The organism is Cognatishimia activa, assembly GCF_017798205.1.
In the GTDB taxonomy this organism is placed as follows: Bacteria; Pseudomonadota; Alphaproteobacteria; order Rhodobacterales; family Rhodobacteraceae; genus Cognatishimia; species Cognatishimia activa_A.
This window is the reverse complement of sequence record NZ_CP060010.1, coordinates 891,463-906,204: the sequence shown is the minus strand read 5'-3', so window position 1 is coordinate 906,204 and position 14,742 is coordinate 891,463. Positions and strand designations below refer to the sequence as shown.

General features: G+C 57.5%; 18 protein-coding genes. 12 read left to right on the top strand and 6 right to left on the bottom strand.

The annotated features are described in order from the left end of the window. Positions 1–55: 55 nt before the first annotated feature. On the bottom strand, positions 56–649 hold the full coding sequence (locus HZ995_RS04390; protein ID WP_209358153.1) for a LysE family translocator: 594 nt from the start codon (positions 647–649) through the stop codon (positions 56–58). Between the two features lie 73 nt (positions 650–722). On the opposite strand from HZ995_RS04390, the gene HZ995_RS04385 reads away from it, so the two are divergent. Continuing rightward, positions 723–1,175, top strand: a complete 453-nt coding sequence (locus tag HZ995_RS04385; protein WP_209357462.1) for an Lrp/AsnC family transcriptional regulator — start codon at positions 723–725, stop codon at positions 1,173–1,175. Here the strand turns inward: HZ995_RS04385 and HZ995_RS04380 are convergent. Next, on the bottom strand, positions 1,172–1,792 hold the full coding sequence (locus tag HZ995_RS04380) for a hypothetical protein (protein WP_209357461.1): 621 nt from the start codon (positions 1,790–1,792) through the stop codon (positions 1,172–1,174). The genes HZ995_RS04385 and HZ995_RS04380 overlap by 4 nt on opposite strands. A 119-nt stretch (positions 1,793–1,911) precedes the next feature. Beyond that, entirely contained in the window at positions 1,912–2,874 is a 963-nt protein-coding gene (locus HZ995_RS04375) for an L-malyl-CoA/beta-methylmalyl-CoA lyase (RefSeq protein WP_209357460.1), read from the bottom strand. Between the two features lie 302 nt (positions 2,875–3,176). Here HZ995_RS04375 and dgcN point away from each other — a divergent pair, with 302 nt between their 5' ends. From dgcN to HZ995_RS04360, 3 genes are all read left to right on the top strand, one after another. Beyond that, the gene (gene dgcN / locus HZ995_RS04370; protein WP_209357459.1) at positions 3,177–4,178 is read left to right on the top strand and encodes an N-acetyltransferase DgcN; all 1,002 of its coding nucleotides are present in this window, start codon (positions 3,177–3,179) and stop codon (positions 4,176–4,178) included. Between the two features lie 86 nt (positions 4,179–4,264). After that, positions 4,265–5,230 (top strand): N-acetyl-D-Glu racemase DgcA, encoded by a 966-nt coding sequence (gene dgcA, locus HZ995_RS04365; RefSeq protein WP_209357458.1) that lies wholly within the window; start codon positions 4,265–4,267, stop codon positions 5,228–5,230. Between the two features lie 17 nt (positions 5,231–5,247). Next, positions 5,248–6,111: a D-amino-acid transaminase gene (locus tag HZ995_RS04360; protein WP_209357457.1), complete on the top strand. Its 864-nt coding sequence runs from the start codon at positions 5,248–5,250 to the stop codon at positions 6,109–6,111. A gap of 49 nt (positions 6,112–6,160) precedes the next feature. Here the strand turns inward: HZ995_RS04360 and HZ995_RS04355 are convergent, their stop codons facing one another. The 3 genes from HZ995_RS04355 to HZ995_RS04345 are packed head-to-tail and all read right to left on the bottom strand — an operon-like array spanning position 6,161 to position 8,231. Beyond that, positions 6,161–7,147: an aldose epimerase family protein gene (locus tag HZ995_RS04355; protein ID WP_209357456.1), complete on the bottom strand. Its 987-nt coding sequence runs from the start codon at positions 7,145–7,147 to the stop codon at positions 6,161–6,163. Further along, complete coding sequence (locus HZ995_RS04350) at positions 7,140–7,454, bottom strand: DUF1244 domain-containing protein (RefSeq protein ID WP_209357455.1); 315 nt, start codon at positions 7,452–7,454, stop codon at positions 7,140–7,142. The genes HZ995_RS04355 and HZ995_RS04350 overlap by 8 nt, the downstream gene beginning before the upstream one ends. A gap of 27 nt (positions 7,455–7,481) precedes the next feature. Then, positions 7,482–8,231, bottom strand: a complete 750-nt coding sequence (locus tag HZ995_RS04345) for an N-formylglutamate amidohydrolase (RefSeq protein ID WP_209357454.1) — start codon at positions 8,229–8,231, stop codon at positions 7,482–7,484. Positions 8,232–8,352: 121 nt separating this feature from the next. Between HZ995_RS04345 and pyk the strand changes: the two genes are divergently transcribed. The 8 genes from pyk (at position 8,353) to pheS (ending at position 14,736) form a co-directional block, all read left to right on the top strand. Beyond that, complete coding sequence (gene pyk / locus HZ995_RS04340) at positions 8,353–9,798, top strand: pyruvate kinase (RefSeq protein ID WP_209357453.1); 1,446 nt, start codon at positions 8,353–8,355, stop codon at positions 9,796–9,798. Positions 9,799–9,828: 30 nt separating this feature from the next. Continuing rightward, positions 9,829–10,053, top strand: coding sequence for a hypothetical protein (locus HZ995_RS04335; RefSeq protein WP_209357452.1), 225 nt, complete (start codon positions 9,829–9,831; stop codon positions 10,051–10,053). Between the two features lie 116 nt (positions 10,054–10,169). Continuing rightward, positions 10,170–10,370 carry a 50S ribosomal protein L35 gene (gene rpmI, locus HZ995_RS04330; RefSeq protein WP_209357451.1) on the top strand — a complete coding sequence of 67 codons (201 nt, stop codon included), beginning with the start codon at positions 10,170–10,172 and terminating at the stop codon, positions 10,368–10,370. 12 nt (positions 10,371–10,382) lie between these two features. Continuing rightward, positions 10,383–10,748, top strand: a complete 366-nt coding sequence (gene rplT / locus HZ995_RS04325) for a 50S ribosomal protein L20 (RefSeq protein ID WP_209357450.1) — start codon at positions 10,383–10,385, stop codon at positions 10,746–10,748. Between the two features lie 150 nt (positions 10,749–10,898). Then, positions 10,899–11,786 (top strand): fatty acid desaturase, encoded by an 888-nt coding sequence (locus tag HZ995_RS04320; RefSeq protein WP_209357449.1) that lies wholly within the window; start codon positions 10,899–10,901, stop codon positions 11,784–11,786. 204 nt (positions 11,787–11,990) lie between these two features. Continuing rightward, complete coding sequence (locus HZ995_RS04315; protein WP_245168749.1) at positions 11,991–12,341, top strand: YciI family protein; 351 nt, start codon at positions 11,991–11,993, stop codon at positions 12,339–12,341. A gap of 6 nt (positions 12,342–12,347) precedes the next feature. Then, on the top strand, positions 12,348–13,595 hold the full coding sequence (locus tag HZ995_RS04310; protein ID WP_209357448.1) for an RNA polymerase sigma factor: 1,248 nt from the start codon (positions 12,348–12,350) through the stop codon (positions 13,593–13,595). A gap of 70 nt (positions 13,596–13,665) precedes the next feature. Next, positions 13,666–14,736: a phenylalanine--tRNA ligase subunit alpha gene (pheS, locus tag HZ995_RS04305; RefSeq protein WP_209357447.1), complete on the top strand. Its 1,071-nt coding sequence runs from the start codon at positions 13,666–13,668 to the stop codon at positions 14,734–14,736. The last annotated feature ends 6 nt before the right edge of the window (positions 14,737–14,742 follow it).

Here is a 14,742-nt window from a genome sequence, read left to right as displayed (position 1 = left end):
ACTGTGCTATATGACGACGCGGATCGGGAATTGCAACAGATCTGGGTGCGAAGTTCTAGCCAAATAGCGCAGGAAGGGCTGAGGCCAGCAAGAGCAGGGCCATTGTCCAGTTGAACAGTCTGAGCCTGACGCTGTTGGTCAGGAAACGGCGCATCTGTTGGCCCAGAACGGTCCAACTGCTGACGCAGGGCAGGTTGACGGCGCCGAAGGCCAGTGCGACCAAAAGCACAGCCGTAATGTCGCGCGTGGGCGCGTAAAGCGTGATCGCGGAGAGCGCCATGTACCACGCCTTTGGGTTCACCCATTGAAACGCCGCTGCCTGCAGAAAATTCATCGGGTTGGCGGAAGCGCCTTGGGTCTCAGGTTCGCCCGCATTGGCGAACTTCCAAGCAAGCCAAAGCAAGTAGAGGATGCTCGCGGCCGTGAGCGCTTCGTAGCTGTATGGCACCAGATCGAAGATCTGCATCAACCCAAAGCCCACCAGAGCGACCATGACCGTAAAGCCGATGCCGATCCCCAACATATGCGGAATGGTGCGCATAAAGCCAAAATTGGCGCCCGAGGCCATGAGCATCAGGTTATTGGGCCCCGGAGTGATCGAGGTGACAAAGGCAAAGCCGATAAGGCCGGTGAGGATTTCGTAGGTCATAGGGGTGAATGTGGCGGAAAATTTGCGCATTTGAATTGCGTTCTTTGTCACTTTGTATCTATTTTTGCAATCAATGGCGAAAACTGATCATATCAACGACAAGATATTGCGCGAACTCTCGCGCGATGGGCGCATCTCAAATCTGGAACTGGCCGATCGTGTCGGGCTATCGCCGTCTGCCTGCCTGCGACGGGTGCAGGATCTGGAGCGATCTGGTGTCATTGCAGGGTATCGCGCGGTCTTGGATCGCTCGAAACGGGGCATCGGTTTTGTGGCCTATATTACCGTTGGGTTGAACCAGCACACGAAAGAGGCTCAGGAATCTTTCGAACGCGCGATTGCCCGCGCGCCCGAGGTAGTGGAATGCCACAATATCACAGGGTCTGTTGAGTATCTCTTGCGCGTCGAGGCCACTGATCTTGTGGCCTATAAAGCCTTTCACACGGATGTTTTGGGCACTGTGCCTCAGGTCAACTCCATCACATCCTATGTTGTTATGGGCTCCCCTAAAGACGAGCGCGCTTAGGCCGAAAGGGCCGCGCGTAAGGCGCTTCCGGGAGAGGTCAGGACCGGTTTGCCCAGGTCGGTCAGCAAAGGCGCAGCCGCGGCCATGCTGGCTTGTGCAAGGATGACGCATCCCACGTCATTGTGGGCAACCGCATCTTTGACCGCTCCGGCGACGCAGGCGGTAAAGGCTTCGACTTCGCCCGCTTCGAATAGCGGCCAGAACTGTCCGATGAAAAGCGGAAGCACCTGGGTTTCTTGCTGCGCGTTCTGTAGCGCGGAGTCCAGAAGTGCGAGGGACGGCTCAAAGGTACTTTCAAGCGCATAGACCATCAGGATCGGCCCGCCCGCCCGCGACGCTTCCGCCATCATCGGTGCATCAATACGGATCGCGCCAAGCGCGGCCGCCGCTTCACCAAGCGTTGTGCAGGTACAGACGACGGGGCCTGGGGCTTGGTGGATAAGGTCCGCGATCTCGTCGATCAAACCCTGACGCACCCCATGTTTGCGCGCTTTGTCCAGCCAATCCGTGCGGACGTGTTGCACAAGCTCTGCCTCTGGCGCGATCCGGTCGCGCAGTGCCGAAAAGCTCGCGCGGTGGATTTCAGCGGTGTGAATCAGGGTGATGGGCTGGGTCATGTTCGGTCTCGTTCTAGGCACGGCAAATGGCGCAGATTTGACCAAGAATGGCAACCCGGCAGGAAAGAGCAATCAACCGGGTTGCCAAGAGCGCGCCGCCCGAGGGAGCGGCACGCGACTTAAGCTGAGGCTGCGATCAGTTCGGCTTGCGCCACAATCACTTCGGCCTGTTTGATGGACGCGATGTCGACAAGACGGCCTTTGTAAACGGTCGCGCCTTCGCCATTGGCTTTGGCCTGTTCCATCGCCGCAAGGATTTCGCGGGCTTCGTTGACGGCCTCTTCCGATGGGGTGAAGACCTGGTTCGCCAGCGTGATTTGTTTCGGATGGATCGCCCATTTGCCGACCATGCCCAGCGTCGCCGAGCGCATCGCCTGCGCGATGTAGCCTTCGTCGTCGCTGAAATCACCAAATGGCCCGTCGACCGGCAGAACGCCGTGTGTGCGGCAGGCCGCCACGATCTTGGCCTGAGCCCAATGCCATGGGTCGGACCAGTATTTCTGATCTTCGCGCAGCATGTAATAGTTTTCCTGCGTGCCGCCGATGCCAGTCGTCTGCATGCCCATCGAGGCTGCGAAGTCCGCGGCTCCGAGGCTCATGGCCTGCAGACGTGGCGACGCCGCCGCGATTTCCTCGGCATGGGCGATGCCCGCTGCAGATTCGATGATCACCTCAAAAGAGATTTTCTTCTGACGACCCTTCGCGGCTTCAATCGCGGTGACCAGTGCGTCGACTGCATAGATGTCCTCAGCGCAGCCCACTTTTGGGATCATGATCTGATCCAGGCGCTCACCGGATTGCTCCAGCAGATCCACGACGTCGCGATACCAGTAGGGCGTGTCCAAACCGTTGATCCGCACGGAGAGATATTTGTTGCCCCAATCGACCGTATTGATCGCTTCAATCGCATTAGCGCGCGCCATCTCTTTGTCGCTTGGCGCGACAGAATCTTCGAGGTCGATGTTGATCACATCGGCCGCAGAGGCTGCCATCTTGGCGAAGAGTTTAGTGTTAGAGGCTGGGCCAAACAGCTGACAGCGGTTTGGGCGGGCCGGTGCGGCGGGTTGGATGCGAAAGCTCATTTCGGTCTCCTGGAAAGGATATTGCGTCTAGTGTTGTGGTTTGGTTATTAAATTGCGCGCACGTTCGCAAGGTTCTTTTCGCAATTGCGGCATGAGATTGCTGCGACGCCGCGTCATAGGTCTCATATCGCGGAAAGTCGCAGGATCTTCGAGGATATTATGAGATGTTGGGAGAATATTCGAATAATTTGGAAGATACATAAGAAAATTATTTATCCAGCCCCGATGCGCCGTCAATTTGAGAGAAACTTGCGCAGATTTTCGGGAATTCTTGCGTGACTCGAATTCTGTGGGGCTTGGCTATGATTGAAACTCCTTATCTTCTGTTCCTGGGCGACGCGCCTGACATGTTGGCGGCGAAAGTGGCGATTGGTATTCGCGATTGGCGTCCGGAAAACGCGGTTGGGCAGATCAGCCTGGACGGCTGCGGCGCTGACCTTGGATTGACCGAGATGACTCTGGACGAAGGCCTCGCGGCCGGCGCGCGCACTTTGGTGATTGGCGTAGCGAACCGTGGCGGTGTGATTTCCGAGAAATGGAAAGCCGTGCTGATTTCAGCGCTGGAAAAGGGCTATGATCTGGCGTCCGGCCTGCACAACCTGCTGCGAGATGAGGGCGATCTGGTTGCGGCGGCGCAGACCAACGGTCGGACCCTGCATGACGTGCGGGTGCCAACGGTTGCTTACCCAATTGCAACCGGTGTGAAACGCACAGGCAAACGCTGCTTGGCGGTTGGGACCGATTGTTCCGTTGGCAAGATGTACACGGCGATGGCGATGGACGCTGAGATGCAGGAGCGCGGGTTGAAATCGACCTTCCGCGCGACAGGTCAGACGGGCATTCTGATCACCGGCAGCGGCGTGCCTTTGGACGCGGTGATCGCGGACTTTATGGCGGGATCCGTCGAGTATCTGACGCCCGACAATGATGATGACCACTGGGATATGATCGAAGGGCAGGGCTCATTGTTCCACGTGTCTTATTCCGGCGTGACCATGGCGCTGGTGCATGGCGGGCAGCCGGATGCGCTGATCCTTTGTCATGAGCCGACCCGTGACCATATGCGGGGGCTGCCGGGCTATAAGCTGAAATCCCTGTCTGAGCTGCAGGATGTCGCCCTGACATTGGCGCGGGTCGCCAATCCTGATGTGGTTGTGGCAGGTATTTCCATCAACACTCAGCATCTGAGCGATGAAGACGCTTTGGCCTATTGTGCCAAGGTTGAGGCCGAGATGGGCTTGCCGACGGTCGATCCCTACCGCCACGGCGCGGGTCGCTTGGTGGACGCGCTGGCAGCGATCTGATCTACCCTCACGGGGAGGCGTTGTGGGCGATCTGGAATGCCTCCGGCGGGAGTATTTTAGCAAGATGAAAGCTGGGAGCTGAGCTTTTGGACATAAGAGTATCGCGCGATGTGTTTAAGCTGGCGCAGGTCTTTCGAATTGCGCGGGGCGCGCGGACAGAGGCGCAGGTTTTGACGGTCAAGGTTTCCAAAGACGGCGCGAGTGGTTGGGGCGAATGCGTGCCCTATGCGCGCTATGATGAGACGCTTGAGTCCGTGACCGCAGAGATCGAAGGGCTCCCGGCGGATTTCACACGGGCCGAGTTGCAAGATCTCTTGCCTGCAGGGGCTGCGCGCAATGCTGTGGATTGCGCGCTTTGGGATCTGGAGGCGAAACTGGCTGGAAAGCCCGTTTGGGAGCTGGCGGGTTTGCCCAAGCCCGGGCCAGAGATCACGGCCTACACCCTGTCGCTTGATACGCCAGAGGCGATGGAAGCTCAGGCGCGCGAGAACGCATTTCGCCCGCTGCTCAAAATCAAGCTGGGTACGCCGGATGATATGCCGCGTCTGGAAGCCGTGCGACGCGGCGCGCCGGATGCGACCATTATCGTAGACGCGAATGAGGGCTGGTCGGCCGAGGTATATGCCGATCTGGCTCCGCATTTGCTCCGCTTGGGTGTGGCCTTGGTTGAACAGCCCGTGCCAGCGGGCGAAGATGATGCCTTGCTGGGCATGGAGCGCCCCGTGCCGGTTTGTGCAGATGAAAGCTGCCATGATCGCGCGAGCCTGCCTGCACTCAAAGGCAAATATGATGTGGTGAACATCAAGCTCGACAAAACCGGCGGCCTGACCGAAGCACTGAAATTGCGCGAGGCGGCGTTGGCTGAGGGCTATGACGTCATGGTCGGCTGCATGGTGGGATCCTCGCTGGCCATGGCCCCCGCCGTGCTCGTCGCGCAGGGTGCGCGCGTAACAGACCTTGACGGCCCGCTGCTTCTGGCAGAAGACCGTGACCACGCATTGAGATTTGACGACTCTGGGGTGCATCCGTCCACGACGGCGCTCTGGGGTTAGGACTTACGGAGACCAACATGACCCGCACCGTTTTTGTGAATGGCGAATATCTGCCAGAGACCGAAGCCAAGATTTCCATCTTTGATCGCGGGTTCCTGATGGCCGATGCGGTCTATGAGGTGACCTCGGTTCTGGGTGGCAAGCTGGTGGATTTTGAGGGCCATGCGGTGCGTCTGGAACGCTCGCTCAAAGAGCTGGATATGAAGGCGCCTTGCACCAAGGAAGAGCTGCTGGAGATCCACCGTAAGCTGGTCGAGGTCAATGAGATTGACGAAGGGCTTGTATATTTGCAGGTGTCTCGCGGCTCTGATGGGGATCGCGATTTCGTTTTCCCTGATCCTGAGACGACCGAGCCGTCCTTGGTTCTGTTCACCCAGAACAAGCCAGGTTTGGCGGATAGCCCTGCCGCGCAAAAGGGTGCCAAGATCATTTCCATCGAGGACATCCGCTGGGGTCGTCGCGATATCAAAACCACGCAGCTGCTGTACCCGTCCATGGGCAAGATGATGGCGAAGGCGGCTGGTGCGGATGATGCGTGGATGATCGAGGATGGTCACGTGACGGAAGGCACTTCGAACAACGCTTATTTCGTCAAAGATGGCAAGATCGTCACGCGGCCTTTGTCCAACGACATCCTGCATGGGATCACCCGTAAGGCGGTTCTGCGTCTGGCCGAAGAGGCTCAGATGCAGATTGAAGAGCGTCTGTTCACGATTGATGAGGCCAAAGAGGCGGATGAGGCATTCACCACGTCGGCCTCCGCTTTTGTGATGCCTGTTGTCGAGATTGACGGTGTCGCTTTGGGCGATGGGACCCCGGGTGCTCTGGCGAAACGTCTGCGCGAGATTTATTTGGATGAGGCGCGCGCGAAAGCGATCTGATCCACTCTAGAGTACTGCGAAAAAGGCGCTCGATCTCGAGCGCCTTTCTTTATGAAAACCGGAACTGGCTGTGGTTCAGATAGGTCTCGCCAGGCCTAAGCACGGCATCGGGGAAACCCGGCTGATTTGGCGCGTCGGGCCAAATTTGCGGCTCAAAGGCGACGCCGCAATAGGGCCCGTAGGGCGCGCCTGCGTGACCGTTTTCGGGGGTCTGCATTTCAGCAGCGTTAAACACCTGAAGCCCGGGCTGATTTGACAGTACCGTCACAGATCGCCCCGATATGTCACTGGTAAGCCGCGCGTGCTCCTGCAAGCCCTGCGATGTGTCAAAGCAATAGCTGACGTCAATGTTCGCGTCATGCGCGGGGCGCGGGCTGCGAAAATCCATAGAAGCATCGGAAGACTCGATATGTCCTAACGGGATGCCTAACGTGTCGCCTGGAACAAAGCGCGCGCTATTGATCTGCAACTGGTGATTGGCGACATCCGCGAGCCCATCCAAGTTGAAATAGCAATGTGGAGTCAGATTGCACAACGTCGGCGCGTCGGTCTTTCCGGTGATCTGAATATCCAGCGTGGCATTTGGCATCACGCTATAGCGACACGCGATGTCCAACTGGCCCGGAAAACCCATATGCCCATCCGGCAGCGTCAGCGTCAGCGTGACAAAGTCATCGCCTTGCTCTGCTATCTCCCAGATTTGTGCCCAAGTGCCCTGCGATCCGCCGTGCAAGGCGTTGCCATTGTCGTTGCGGTCCACTTGAAACCGCCGACCATCAATCTCAAACTGGCCATTTTTCAGCCGATTGGCATAGCGCCCGACGATGACCCCAAGAAACCCGTGATTGGTGACATAGGAGGCGACGTTCTCGTAGCCCAGAACCAATGACGGCGCGTGGCCTCCAAGTTTCAGCTCACGAACCACGGCACCCAACGTCAGGACCTTGGCGGTCAGCCCATGACCACGAAGAGTCACCTCCTGCACGTCCCGCCCATCGGGCAGACTGTGACGCGTGTTCTGCAGCGCTTTATCCATCCTTGCCGACGTTTTCGTCGAAACTCTTCTGGAAATCGGCCTGCTGCTCAGGGCTCGCGTCGGTCTGATAATTGGCTTTCCACTCGTCCATGGTCATGCCGTAGAAAATCTCGCGCGCTTCCATTTTACCCATCTCGATGCCGCGCGCGTTGGCGGCCTCTTGGTACCAGCGGCTGAGGCAATTGCGGCAGAACCCCGCGAGGTTCATCATGTCGATGTTCTGCACATCCGTGCGCTTTTCCATCAGGTGCTCGCGCAGGGTACGGAACACTGCGGCTTCGAGTTCAATGCGGGTTTGGTCGTCCATGTGGGTCTCCGGTCGATTGGGTCAGGCTCAGAGCCCGCTTGTGGTGAGGGCTTCGGTTAAAACGGGCGCGAGGCGTTGGGCCCAGGCCTCTTGGTCAGCTTCGGTAGCAATAAGATCCTGCCGCACCTCGATCAAGCAATTCACTAGGCCTGACGTCACGGCATGGCGGTCGACAGAATCCCCGGGGAGATGGCCGAAATAGGGTTCGTTGTCGCCGACCGTCAGATCGGTTTCTTGTGCGAGGCGCTTGATCACATGGGGGCCGAAGTTGCGCTGGTCATAGCCATCCGCATGCAGGATTGCGACCTCCCATGGACGCGGGGGGCGGCCTTTGAGCTGAGGCGAAAAACTGTGGATTGCCAGAACGACAGGGTCGTCGCGCAGGGCCAGAACCCCGGCAACGGCATCGTGATAGGGGCGGTAATAGGCATTGATGCGGCGCGCTTCTTCTGCGTCGTCGATGTCGCCGTTTGCCGGAATGATCGTGCCATCGTAAAGCCGCATGATCAAAGTTGGGTCAATTTCGCCCCGATTTGGGTCAATAACGAGACGCGAAAAATTCGATGAAATGACCGGTGCGTTGAGCAACTCGCCCAAGCCCAAAGCCACGCCTTTTGCCCCGATGTCATAGGCGATGTGGCGGTTCATATCAGCTGAATTTAGGCCGAGATCTCCGTCATTTACCTCTTTTGGCACTGTATTTGCAGCGTGATCCACGGTAATGACCCAACGCGACGCCCGATCCGCACCTGAGATATGAAATGGTTGATATGTCATGTGGCTGTTGTTTCCTTCCGCTAGCTGTCTAGGCGCCGCGCAGCTAAATTGGAATTGCGTATTGTCGCATTGCGATATAGTTAGCGGTAACATTTGACCGCTGCAAGATAAGAGAGCCGGTATGAGACGTCAGAGAAATGTGAAAATCGTGGCCACTTTGGGCCCAGCTTCGAGCACCTATGAAACCATCAAAGCTCTGCACGAAGCCGGCGCGGATGTGTTCCGACTGAACATGAGCCACGGCAGCCATGACGAGATCGCCGAGCGTCACAAGATTATCCGTCAGATCGAAGACGAGCTTTCCAGCCCCATCGCGATCTTGGCCGACTTGCAGGGACCGAAATTGCGCGTGGGTACCTTTGCCAATGAGGCGGAGGATCTGGTCGAAGGCGCGAAGTTCCGCCTGGATCTGGACGAAACCCCCGGCGACATCAACCGCGTGTGCCTGCCTCACAAAGAGATCTTTGCGGCTCTGAAACCTGGTGCGAACCTGCTGGTCAACGACGGCAAGATCCGTTTGCAGGTCGAAGATTGCAGCGATGATTATGCAAATTGTGTCGTGACCACTGGCGGTACGATTTCAAACCGCAAGGGCGTGAATGTCCCTGACGTGGTGCTGCCACTGGCGGCGCTGTCGGCCAAGGATAAGAAAGATCTCGAGTTTGTGTGTGAACTGGGCGTCGACTGGCTGGCTTTGTCTTTTGTGCAACGCCCAGCGGATGTTTTGGAAGCCCGCGAAATGGTGCGTGGCCGCGCGTCTGTCCTGTCCAAGATCGAGAAACCAGCCGCGGTGCAGGACTTTGATGCGATCCTTGATGTATCGGACGGCATTATGGTCGCGCGCGGAGACTTGGGCGTCGAACTGCCTGTTCAAAACGTGCCCCCGATCCAGAAACGCCTGATCCGTCGCTGTCGCCGTGATGCGAAACCTGTGATTGTTGCGACCCAGATGCTGGAAAGCATGATCGAGAGCCCGATGCCAACGCGGGCCGAAGTCTCTGACGTCGCGACCGCGATCTATGAGGGCTCGGACGCCATCATGCTCAGCGCTGAATCGGCTGCGGGTGACTATCCAATCGAAGCGGTCACAACCATGAACAATGTGGCCATCGAGGTGGAAAACGATCCGAACTATCGCGAAGTCATCGAAGCGAGCCGCCATGTTAAAGGCGAAAGCGTCGCGGATGCGATTGTTGCAGCGGCGCGTGAAATCGCGGAAACCACTGAAATCAGTGCGATTTGTTGCTTCTCTCAATCTGGCACGACCGCGTTGAAGGTCGCGCGTGAACGGCCTCGGGTGCCGATTGTGGCGATGACCAGCCGCCGTGGGACCGCACGTCGTCTGGCACTGACTTGGGGTACAACGACGGTAATCACCGAAGAGTTCAACCGGTTTAAATCCTCGGTTCTGGCCTCTGTTGGGGCAGTCAAACGAATGGGTCTTGCAACTGAGAAGGATCAGGTTGTTGTGACCGCGGGGGTGCCTTTTAACATTCCCGGAACCACAAATATTTTGCGCGTCGCGCCCTGTGATGAACGTTTGATTTACGCAAGTGAACCAGAATAATCTCTGAGGACGTAACCCTTCGGAGATTTCATGAACCCGGATCTGTTTCTGACACTTGGATTGTGTCTCGCAGTTTTGACCGTTCCCATGTTTCTTTCAGCCTTGGCGGACAGCCGTTCGCCAAGGCTTGCTGTTCTCTCGGCCATTGTCGCTGCGGGCTGCCTGGCCTATGCTCTGACGACCAAGCCAATGGGCTATACGTTGCAAGAGGTTCCGGCCGTCGTCATTGATGTGCTCGCAAGCCTTGTAAAATAAGCGCATTACCCCCTTGCCCTATACAGATTCGCCGCGTATACGGCGCCTCTATCGCGTGGCCGGCTGGATGGCATGCCGAGTCGCGTCTGTACCGACGACTTAAGAAGGAGACGGAAATGCCTAAGATGAAGACCAAATCGAGCGCAAAAAAGCGCTTTAAGATGACGGCAAGCGGCAAGGTCAAGGCTGGCCAGGCTGGTAAGCGTCACGGAATGATCAAGCGCACCACGAAGTTCATTCGTGATGCACGCGGCACCACCACCCTGTGTGAGGCCGACAGCAAGATCGTCAAAAAATACATGCCGTACGCACGCTAAGGAGCCTGAGATATGTCCCGCGTTAAAGGTGGTACCGTAACCCACGCCCGTCACAAGAAAATCGTCAAAGCGGCAAAAGGCTATTACGGCCGTCGCAAGAATACCTTTAAGGTCGCGTCCCAAGCGGTCGATAAGGCAAACCAATACGCAACTCGCGACCGTAAGAACCGCAAGCGCAATTTCCGCGCGCTGTGGATCCAGCGGATCAACGCAGCTGTGCGTGCACACGACGAGGCTCTGACCTATTCCAAATTCATCAACGGCCTGAATCTGGCTGGCATCGAAGTAGACCGCAAAGTCCTCGCAGACCTCGCAGTCCACGAGCCAGAAGCGTTTGGCGCAATCGTTGACCAAGCAAAAGGCGCGCTGGCAGCGTAAGCGGCGCGACAGCCGAAAGTATAAAACGCCGCGTTGGAAACAGCGCGGCGTTTTTGCGTTTAGGGCAGGGTTTGGGGGTGTTCGCAGAAAGACGGCCACCAAGATCAAACAATCCGTGATTTACCTGATCCGCTCGCCTAGTGTTCCGATATGGATCACAAAGCATTTGTCGCTAAGCTCGACCGAAACAAACTCGCGGACCTACAGGTTCGCCGTGATCGCGCGGGTCTGTGGCATCTTGCTGGGCACATAGGCGTCATTGCGGTGCTCGCGGGTTTTGTGGCTTTGAAAGTCTTCCTTTGGCCGCTCGCCATGCTTCCACTTGGCATTGCGCTCGTGTTTCTCTTCACACTCGAACACGAGGCCACACACAAGACTCCCTTCAAGTCAGAGTGGCTGAACGAGGTCGTCGGCCATGTCACGGGCTTCCTGATCCTCCAACCCTTTCTATGGTTCCGTTACTTTCACCTCGCGCATCATCGTCACACCAATATCGAGGGAAAAGACCCAGAGCTTCTGGCGGGTCATAAACCCGAGACCTGGCGCGCCTATATCTGGCATGTCTCTGGGCTGCCGTATTGGTTTGGCATGGTGAAACAGATATTGGGAAACGCAGCGGGACGTGACCCCGGGAATTATGTTCCTGCGTCCGCGCGCGGAAAAGTCAAACGAGAAGCGCAGAGGATGGTTGTGCTCTATGCCCTTGCGTTGACAAGTTTCGCGTTCACAGACCTGCTGCTATGGATCTGGATAGTGCCACTGCTCATCGGGATGCCATTTCTGCGGCTTTACCTCTTAGCTGAACATGGCCGCTGTGCCTTTGTGGCGAATATGTTTGAGAACACACGCACAACATATACCAATCGGATCGTTCGATTTTTAGCATGGAACATGCCCTACCATGTAGAGCATCATGCGATCCCGAATGTCCCGTTCCACCGGCTGCCAGATCTGCATCAGGAAATGAAAGGTCACCATAGGGTCACGTCGCAAGGCTATGCCGAGTTCACGAAAGCCTATGTGAAAGACCTGGGGTAGCCCTCAATTGCGCGCCCGCTGAAAATTTTTCCAAAAAATTTTGGCCCGCGATGTCGATTTCGTGGATCGTCAAACGTCTGGTACACAGAAAGGCAATGAAACCTTTCCTCAACTGCATTTGCCAAAGCGCCAAGTCTGGTGGGTGGATGTGACAAGTAACACGTTCGTCGCCCAAGAGTTCGCGACATTTGAAAGGAAGAACCGATGCAATTCATGTGCTTGATTTACAACGCGGAAGACAATGGCCCTCAGCCAGGGACCGAGGAATTTGGCCCCTATATGCAGGGCTATATGGATTTCACCGAAGAAGTGCGCGAAGCGGGCAAATTGCTCGGCGGTGAAGCGCTGCAGCCTGTTTCGACGGCCACAACGGTGTCGGTGCGCGGCGGCAAAACCGAGGTAGTGGATGGTCCATTCGCCGAAACCAAGGAACAACTCGGCGGGTTTTACATCCTCGATTGCAAGGATCTCGACGAAGCGCTGGCCTATGCTGCCAAGATCCCAGACGCGGCCTATGGGCGTGTCGAAGTGCGCCCTGTCATGATTTTCGACTGACCCGAGATGCTGCCCCCAGTTCATGCGCAATCGCTCGTCGCGCGACTGATCCGCGAAGACTGGGGGCGCATTCTTTCGTCGCTGTTGGCCTCAACCGGAGACTTTGCCTTGGCCGAGGACAGCTTGCAGGACGCGGTGGTCTCGGCCTTGGAGGTCTGGTCCAGAGACGGCGCGCCCCGCAATCCCGATGCTTGGCTGATCACCGTTGCAAGGCGCAAAGCGCTTGATCGCATTCGCCACAGCCAAGTGGCGGATCGCAAGTCGAACGAGCTCGCGCTGTGGCTTGAGCAGCATCACTCTGATCCCGAGGATCGCGAGATGTCTATTCCAGATCACCGGCTCGAACTGATCTACACGTGCTGTCACCCAGCGCTTGAAGAAAAGTCGCGAGTCGCTTTGACCCTGCGCGCTTTGGGCGGGCTCAGTACCGAGGAAATCGCGAATGCGTTTCTAGACAAGCCAGCAGCGATGGCCGCGCGGCTAACGCGCGCCAAACACAAGCTCGGCGCTGCAGGCGTTGCGTTCAAATTACCTGATCCTCAGGACATCGCAGAGCGCACCGATACTGTTCTGAGCGTGGTATATTTGATCTTTACCGAAGGCTGCCACGCCACAAACGGCGAGATGATGCGGGAAAACCTCGTTCAGGAAGCGATCCGCCTTGGGCGCATCTTGGCCTCTTTGCTGCCAGACCATGCCGAGGCGAAAGGCCTGCTGGCGCTGATGCTGCTGTCAGACAGTCGGCGGCTCACGCGGCGCGGCGACTCTGGGGAGTTCGTGCCACTTGAGGCGCAGAACCGAGCGCGATGGGATAAGGTGCGGATTTCCGAGGGCGTTGCCCTGACCGAAGCCGCACTGAGTCACGCGCCTGCAGGTCGCTACGGCCTGCAAGCGGCCATCAGCGCCGTCCACGCACAGGCCAAGAGTTTCGACGAAACCGACTGGCCACAAATCGTGGCGCTTTATGATGTGCTCTACGGCCGCTTTCCCAATCCGATCCTGCGGATCAACCAAGCGCTGGCGCTGTCCTATGCCGATTGCCCAGAGGCTGGTCTGCGCCTGTTGGCCTCTGTTGAAGACGAAGGCAAACTCGCGAGCTATCAACCCTTTCACGCCTGTCGTGCGGATCTCTTGGCGCGGTTGGGTCGCCACCTTGAGGCCGCCGAGAGCTATCGCGCCGCTATCGCCCTGTCCCGCGCGCCCGAAGAAGCCGGTTTTCTTGAAACCCGCCTCAGCGCCCTACGCCTCAACTAGACGCGCGGCAAAGCTTGCCATTCCCTAAGCATTTCGCTAGCTGGATGTCGTGCGAATTAAAGGGGCCGACATGGACGATCTCAGAGACAAATATATCGCTTTGATCGCGGATGCTGCAGACGAAGCATCCATCGAAGATCTGCGCGTTCAGGCCGTCGGCAAAAAGGGCGAGATCGCTCTGAAAATGCGCGAGCTGGGCAAGATGACGCCCGAAGAGCGTCAGGTCATGGGCCCGAAACTGAATGCGCTGAAAGACGAGATCAACTCGGCACTTTCGGCTAAAAAGGCGTCCTTGGCAGATGCCGCTCTTGAGGAACGTCTGCGCAGCGAGTGGCTGGACGTGACCCTGCCAGGCCGTGGCCGTCGTCAGGGCTCGATCCATCCGATTTCCCAAGTGACCGAAGAGGTCTCGGCGATTTTCGCGGATATGGGCTTTGCCGTTGCCGAAGGCCCTCAGATCGAGACCGACTGGTATAACTTTGACGCGCTGAACATTCCGGGCCACCACCCGGCGCGCGCGGAAATGGATACTTTCTATACCCACCGTGCCGAAGGTGACGAGCGCCCACCACATGTGTTGCGTACGCATACCTCTCCGGTTCAGATCCGCTCGATGGAGAAAATCGGCGCGCCGATCCGCATTATCTGTCCGGGCCGCGTCTATCGTGCCGACTACGACCAGACCCACACGCCGATGTTCCATCAGGTCGAGGGCTTGGCGATCGACAAAGACATCTCGATGGCGAACCTGAAATGGGTGCTTGAGGAGTTCTTTACGGCCTTCTTCGGCACATCCGTCAAAACCCGCTTCCGCGCCAGCCACTTCCCCTTCACGGAACCATCCGCCGAGGTGGATATCCAATGCAGCTGGGAAAATGGCTCTGTCAAAGTGGGCGAGGGCGACGATTGGCTTGAGGTTCTTGGCTCTGGCATGGTGCATCCTAAGGTGCTGGCTGCGGGCGGCATTGACCCGAACGAATGGCAGGGCTTTGCCTTTGGCATCGGCATCGACCGTCTGGCGATGTTGAAATACGGCATCCCAGATCTGCGCGCCTTCTTTGACGCCGATCTGCGCTGGCTGCGCCACTATGGGTTTGCGAGCCTTGATCAGCCGACGCTGCATGGCGGGCTGACACGCTAACTGCTG